The sequence below is a fragment of the Ensifer soli genome (genome assembly GCF_041928815.1).
GTDB lineage: Bacteria > Pseudomonadota > Alphaproteobacteria > Rhizobiales > Rhizobiaceae > JBHFEI01.
Map to the genome: position 1 here is coordinate 1 of NZ_JBHFEI010000039.1, position 6,557 is coordinate 6,557.

Genomic DNA, 6,557 nt, shown 5'->3' on the forward strand with positions numbered 1-6,557 from the left:
CGATAGAGCTACGATGAGCCGAAAATCCTCTCTTCTCAACTCAACCAATTTTGTCTCACAGGCGCTGATGTCGGACAGTGTAGGAGTTCCGCCCGCCTAACACCACGGCTCCCGCCGGACGCCCAAGTCCGCGCCACGCACGCAAAGAAGCAAAGCCGCACTTCCATCTAGAGATCTGAACCCCGTAGGTCTTCAAGTGCCCCGCTATCGTCATGCACCAGATTTGAGTTCGTAAGGGCTGTCAACTGACACTTGCGGTCAAAACCTTCTCCTGACCGTCGAAGCAGAAATGCCGGAACAATCTTTATCAGCTTCCCGTTCGTCGCATTACCTTACATGGGAGACGACGATGGCCGATAGCGAGCGCAATTCCCGCGAAGATGACTACCGTGATTACGATACCCGCAACATACGGGATGGATGGCCCTACGCGGATGGTGAGGGTCGGGAAGGTCCGAAGCCCAACGGGCCTTATGGCGGTTCAGGCCGCAATCTGGATCAGGACGCGGACGACGGAGTTATCGTCGCCGGAGACCCTGAACTGCGAGAGGTCGATGGCGCTCCGCTTCCGTTTCCCTCTGAGGAGGCAGGAACGATAGCGGACGATGACATCGAGGAGCGTATCGGGATATTGATCGAGGCTGACGATAACATCGAACTGAGCACCGTCGATATCGCTGTCCATGCCGGAAAGGTAATCCTGTCCGGGTCGGTCGATAGCCGGGAGGATAGAGCCCGGCTGCTCGCCATGGTGAAAGGGGTTCCCGGCGTCCGGGCCGTCTCGGATCGTCTCGTGACGGAGGGCGTGGACAGCCACATCCCTCCGGACACTGACGAGTAGATGCGTCAGCCTTGCACAAGGTTTAACGAAGAATCATAGTTGAAGTGAAAGCCCCTGACCTCGGATGTACAGGCAGGAGCACTTGAAAGGCCGGGCATCGCGTCCGGCCTTTCTGCTTTATTCGGCTTCATCGATGATAGGAGGAAAATCGACGCATTGTGATTTGATCTTGATGGATCGTGGTGCAGGTAATGGCGCCGCCTACAACGGCATACGTCGCTACCTGGGCGTCTATCACCTTGCGCATGGCCGAGAATTCAGGGTCCTCGTCTGCAAGCTCCTGAAACAATCCGTCGTCAACCCTGGGCGTAACAAGGGCGTAGGGGATGTCTATGAGGCGGAACGGTCGGATGCCGTGTCCGTCGTGATTGGCGAGGAAATATGCGACGGGTCCATCATTCCATCCCGCGACGAAGATGTCGATTTCCGCCGGGACCGGATTTCCCTTAAGCATTTGCGCGGCGGACAGCTCGGAAAATCGGCTGAGCGCCGCCCTTAGGCCTTTGAAGTCGTCGGCGAGAGGAACAACCATATCCACGACAACTTGCAGCGCCTTCATCGGGCCTCGAACACCTATGACTGCATTGAGGTGCGGCACCGCGAAGACTTTTGCGACATCTCCAATGCGGTTCGAGCCGATCGACAGCCGCGTGTCGCTGAACATCGAAACACTATCCTGGCGAACGAAGACGTTGATAAGGCTCATGAGAAATTCACGCCGTTCGTCGTACAGGTCGAAGCAATGGCCGAGAGGCCAGAAATGGCAAATTTGCCTAAGGATGTTAGTGCAAAATTTGCCGTGAACATTGAAGAAAATATCGGCGTGAATATCGGATCGTAGTGCAGAATTTCCCCGCGAAGCCTCGATATGTGATTGTCGATGAGGCCGCCGTTTCTGAAGTAATGTTGAGCTTCAGACGGGACATCCTCCATTAGCCTTTTCAGCGACATCGAATTTCCTTTCTTCTCTTGCTGCTTTCATCAGTAATTCGGCCAAACCGGCTGGACGCCGCGCGCAAGCAACGCGGTGTTGTCGCAAAACCTGTCATCGGATGAGGTCAGATAAAGCGACTTCTGGTGCGCGCTGGACCACACGGCGCGGGAAGCTCGCGCCCGCATGTTTTCGCCAGCTACAACCGAAAGCGAAAGCGCAAGCGTTATGGGTTGATCGCCGGTGACGACGGGAGAGGACTCACCAAGCCGCGCCGCTGTTCCCGTCCAAATAGGGATAGGCTCGGTGAGTGGTTGATAGTAGTTGTCAAAGACCGATAAGCCGACAGTGACCGGAGCGCCGTTGACGGGGGGAATGCTGCTAAGGGTTGTTCTGGCTGTCTGCGGATCGATGCCGGACAGCGTGAAATCAACCGCGTCCGAACCGCCATTGACCATCACCGCGAGTGTCGGAAGACCATTAAGTCGTCCAGCGCCGTAATAGACCGTGCCCGAGGGATCAACGGCGTCAAACCGCGCCGGAATGTCGCCGGCACCAGTCCAAATTCTCAAGGGCTCGACGCCTTCCGGCGCAACGCGGATGAAAAATCCGATTGGGCCGCTTTGGCTGAGCCGGTTGCAAACGGCATCCGATATGTACGCGGTTGAGTACGTCATTTTCTCACCTGCGACTGGATCAGCCTACACGACGAAAGTAAGCGTTCTGCTCGTCAGCGTAGGAACCCCGCACTCTTTCTTGCTGAGCAAGGGCAAGGCCGTTCTGGACGCCCTGCTCGACAAGCTTTCTGACGTGCTCATCGCCGTTCGCGCCCTGCACCTGGACGATGATCGGCTGAGGCTGGCGAGGCTCATGCTGCTGGCGATTGCCGTTCGCGGCGGAAAGGAGCGCTTCCGTCCTATGGTTCGGGACAACCTGGGAGCCGCGTGGAAGGTTGACGATTTCGCGGCCACGTTCACCCACCATCGCCAAGCCGCCGGGGGCGCTCTCCGTACCATCGGCATAGCCGTTGATAAGCACACTGCCGAGCGTTGTGTTCGGAGCCCAAAAAGGCGAGCCCGGCGCGATGCCGCCGACAAGGCGACCGATGCCGCCAAGGATTTTCGAGAGAAACCCGCCGCCCGGATCGGCGCCGCCGTTTTGCAGGATGTTGCCGAACTGCGTAAAGGGCGATGCCGTAGGGATAGGAGGGAACCCGGAAATCGGACTGCCGCCCTTGTCCAGCGCCTTGGCGATCGTGGTCGCGCTCGTGTCGAGATTGCCGAAACCTTTCTCAAGGCCAGTTGACGACGTTGCGAGCTTATCCAGCGCCAAAGAGGCCTCATTCGCGCTCTTGTCGACCTGGAAGTGCATCGTGTCCGGCTTCCTCCAGTTCCCGCCCCACATCAAGCCGTTGCGCTTGGCTATCTCATTGATGTTCGGCGGCAAATCTGTCTGGAAATTATTGCTCCAAGGGTTCTGCCGGGGATTGATATCGACAGCCTCGCCGAATGCGTGACGGGAAAGATTATTCGTCCCTGCCACGTTTCGATAACTGTAACCGCCCTCCCCGAGGCTGGAAATGTTGTAGCCAGCCGCCTTGAGGTCATCAAACAACCCCTGAAAGCGTGGCGCATATTCGGACGCAACCCGCGCCGTCATTCCGTTCCCTGCCGTCACGATCGAAAGCGGGATGCCAGTTTTCGTCATGCCGGATGACAGAGGCGCCCGCGTACGGCTCCGACCGGCGCGGCATAGCTGCCTGGATCGTTCGCGCCCTTGTGCCCGAGGATTTCTGAAAGCGTGGATGTCGCATTCGGCGCAAACGTCGGGCCTGCGTCGGCCTTCTTTCCGCCGCTGAGAAAGTTCGAAAGGAACCCGCCGCCGCCGTTATCATTGCCGCCGAATAGAAGGTTGCCAAGCGCCTTGCCAAAACGGTCAAAAACCTGATCCTGCCACTTGGTCGCAGCACTCAACAGCGAATTCTTGAAGGCGTCGCCGAACGACTTGCCGATGTCGTTCCCGTTCTTTTCCATCGCGGAACGGAAGTTCGACGCGAAACCCTGCGCGATCTCGCCGGATTGCTTGATGAGGTCGTTCTGGCGCATGTACTGCGCCATAGGCGAATTCAGGTCAACCGACGTACCAAGCTGGCGTTGGCGTGCCGCAATCTGCTGATCCAGCGGCGAGCGCAAGAGTTGGTCACGATCGAATGAAAGATCGTTCATCGCTCGGAGTTCACGCGTCTGTTGCGATACGTTCGCCAGTTCCGCCGCAAGACCCTTGAGGCTATCGCGCTGCGCGTCCGTGATGCTCGCTCCGCCGCCCTGGGCTTGCCGGAGAAGGTCAGTTTCAAGGCGCATGCGTTCCGTTTCGACCGCAAGCCCGCCGATGGATTGCTTTTCAAGCTCCATGTCTGCGATGCGTTCGCGCGTCGTCTGGACAAGGCGATCATAAGCCTTCTGCGCCCGGTCGGCCTCGTCCGCCTGTCCTCGCAACGGATTGGTGCCCGGAACCGGCCCCGTCTCGGGAAGCCCGCCCGAAATTCGCTCGCCGACGCGTTCGGTAAACCGCCGCCCGAGGTCGCGAAGCGGCGTGTCGCTCATAATATCCGGGAGCGCGGTTTCGCGCTCCTTCTTAAGCGTCTCCAATTCCTTGAGGTAGGGGTTCGCAAGCCCCGTTCGGTCAAGGCCGAGGTCGCCGATTTTGCCGGGCCGCATGAAGTCCGGCAACTTCTGCAAGAGCGCGTCGATGCGGTCGGCGGCGCCCTGAGACGCGTGTTCGCCGTGGCGCCAAGCGTGGCGGCGTTTGCCGTCATGCTCATGGCCTGGGAGAGACCACGATAAATCGTTGCCGCACGTTCGGCCGACACATTCCCCTTGTTCCCCGGAAATGTTCCGCAGGGCCGTCGCGAATTTGACCTGATCGCCATATCCCTCGACGTATTTTCGAGACAACAGTTCCGTTTGCGAACGCGTGCGGCCCGTGGCGTTGGACACGCGGTCTAGATCAACGTCAACTTGGCGCAAAGACGATTGCAGGCGCCCGGCCGCGGCGTCCATCTGCTTGGCGCCCGCCTCAAATGCGGACGGGTCAAGGCGCGGTTGAATTTTCAGTTCTGAGATAGAGGGCATTGCCTAGACTCCCGTGCGCCGGATGATCAAGGTGGGGTAAGTAATAGGCATACCGGCCTGCCGATCTTTCCGGCGGCCTTGGCTGTGCTTCAGGATGTAGGGGACACCGGGGAACCCGCCTTCGACGCGGCGAAATGTCAGGTCGAAGTCGTATTGGCCGCGATGACGGTTCGAGAGGGCGTTCTTCGTCCGTTCGAAGTGGCGCTTTCCTGCCTTGTTCCCGCCGACCTCCATCAAACGGGTGTATGGCTGAACGTTGAAGATCATCACAGTCGCATCGCCGGGGATTGCATCGTAGTTGGTCACCGGCGCACCGTTGACGATCACGCGGAAACTTTCGGCATATCGGCCGGATCGGCTATGGAAACGGGACCTGAGGTCCTTGATCGCCTCCAAGACGATTTCTTTCCACGCGGAAAAGACATACAAGATAACGGGATTTTCGAGCCGTACACTCTCTTCGGGCGCCCCCTGGACTCCCGACGTCCAGCGCGCGTAACTCCCCGATGCTTGACCGGACGAAATGGCGCGGCGCAGATCTTCCTTCGCGAAGCGCGCCAATGCTGCCTCGACCTCGTGCGGCATGCCTGTTGCAACGAAGTCTTTGAGTCCCGCGCCAAGTGACTGGAATTGGAACATTAGGCCGTGTCCTTCTTCGACGCGCGTTTCTTCCTGGGCGCGGCAGGCGCATCAACCCATTCGACGGGTGCGGTCCCTACGCCTTGGGCGAGCGAAAGGATGATGTCGCACAGTGGTTCAAAAGCCGGATCTACCAGCATTTCCTTGGTAGCCTCGGCGGAATAGTGCTCATCGAAGCCGTTCCAGCCCAACAGGAGATTGTCGGCCACATTCTGCGCTAGACGCCGATAGCGCCAAGCCCACACCTCATCCTGCGACATCCCCGGCGGCGGCATGGCCGATGTGTCGGCGGCGCGGCGCTCGACAAATGGCCTGTATCCGACACCCCGCACAAGAAAGGACACACCCAACGCAGGATGATCCCGCCAGACGCCATTGCGGATCGCGTCAAGGTCGGTGCGCAGGCTTTCGAATTTTAGCAACTTACGCATCCTGAGCCCCCTTTGGCGTGTAAATCTCCGGCCACAATTTTTCCGCAGGAACATACTCGCCATGCAGACAGCATGCGCCGCGATTTCGTCCGAGGACATAGCTTTATGGGCCTCAGCCAAGGCGGCGGCGGCTTCGTCGGGGGCTTTGATTTTCATTTCCGGCAAAGGTTTTCCTAACGGTTTAGCTAATTCGTGAACCCGGACGGTAAGGGGTCCGTTTGGCGGCAAAGGATTAAACCGCCCCCCCTGCCTCCTAATGCCCCCGCTCTGGGTCGACGCGGGCCGAGGTCGCGAGGTCGAAAGCGGCGAGCACGTTTTGCGCATACCGCCGTTGCTCGGCCTCGCTCGAACCCGACGCATGAAGGTCCATGAGGCGCAGGCTGGTGAAGGCGAGCACGACGCCACGACAGACCGACAAAAGGGCATTGCGTGTTTCACTCTGGAGGTTGTCCAGGCCACTTTCGGTGACTATCAGGCCGATCGTTTCCCCGGTGTCGCGGGCTTGGTTATCCAAGCTCATCGAGAATTAGCAGATCGAGACGGACCAGCGTCTCGGCAATCTGGCCTGCCTTGCCTTTTGCCTT

At 58.9% G+C, this 6,557-nt stretch carries 8 protein-coding genes; 1 reads left to right on the plus strand and 7 read right to left on the minus strand.

Annotated elements, in window-relative coordinates:
* Positions 1 to 349 precede the first annotated feature (349 nt).
* A complete protein-coding gene (locus ACEVQ6_RS23230; RefSeq protein ID WP_374891419.1) occupies positions 350 to 841 on the plus strand; it encodes a BON domain-containing protein in 492 nt (163 codons plus the stop codon).
* Between the two features lie 127 nt (positions 842 to 968).
* Here the strand turns inward: ACEVQ6_RS23230 and ACEVQ6_RS23235 are convergent, their stop codons facing one another.
* The 7 genes from ACEVQ6_RS23235 to ACEVQ6_RS23265 form a co-directional block, all read right to left on the minus strand.
* On the minus strand, positions 969 to 1,547 hold the full coding sequence (locus ACEVQ6_RS23235; protein ID WP_374891420.1) for a hypothetical protein: 579 nt from the start codon (positions 1,545 to 1,547) through the stop codon (positions 969 to 971).
* A gap of 275 nt (positions 1,548 to 1,822) precedes the next feature.
* Entirely contained in the window at positions 1,823 to 2,449 is a 627-nt protein-coding gene (locus ACEVQ6_RS23240; RefSeq protein WP_374891421.1) for a hypothetical protein, read from the minus strand.
* Between the two features lie 19 nt (positions 2,450 to 2,468).
* Positions 2,469 to 3,479 (minus strand): M15 family metallopeptidase, encoded by a 1,011-nt coding sequence (locus tag ACEVQ6_RS23245; RefSeq protein ID WP_374891422.1) that lies wholly within the window; start codon positions 3,477 to 3,479, stop codon positions 2,469 to 2,471.
* A complete protein-coding gene (locus tag ACEVQ6_RS23250; RefSeq protein ID WP_374891423.1) occupies positions 3,476 to 4,903 on the minus strand; it encodes a hypothetical protein in 1,428 nt (475 codons plus the stop codon). The genes ACEVQ6_RS23245 and ACEVQ6_RS23250 overlap by 4 nt, the downstream gene beginning before the upstream one ends.
* A gap of 3 nt (positions 4,904 to 4,906) precedes the next feature.
* A complete protein-coding gene (locus tag ACEVQ6_RS23255; protein WP_374891424.1) occupies positions 4,907 to 5,542 on the minus strand; it encodes a hypothetical protein in 636 nt (211 codons plus the stop codon).
* The gene (locus ACEVQ6_RS23260) at positions 5,542 to 6,129 is read right to left on the minus strand and encodes a hypothetical protein (protein ID WP_374891425.1); all 588 of its coding nucleotides are present in this window, start codon (positions 6,127 to 6,129) and stop codon (positions 5,542 to 5,544) included. Before ACEVQ6_RS23260 ends, ACEVQ6_RS23255 begins: the two co-directional genes overlap by 1 nt.
* Before the next feature lie 97 nt (positions 6,130 to 6,226).
* Complete coding sequence (locus ACEVQ6_RS23265) at positions 6,227 to 6,493, minus strand: hypothetical protein (RefSeq protein WP_374891426.1); 267 nt, start codon at positions 6,491 to 6,493, stop codon at positions 6,227 to 6,229.
* Positions 6,494 to 6,557 lie beyond the last annotated feature (64 nt).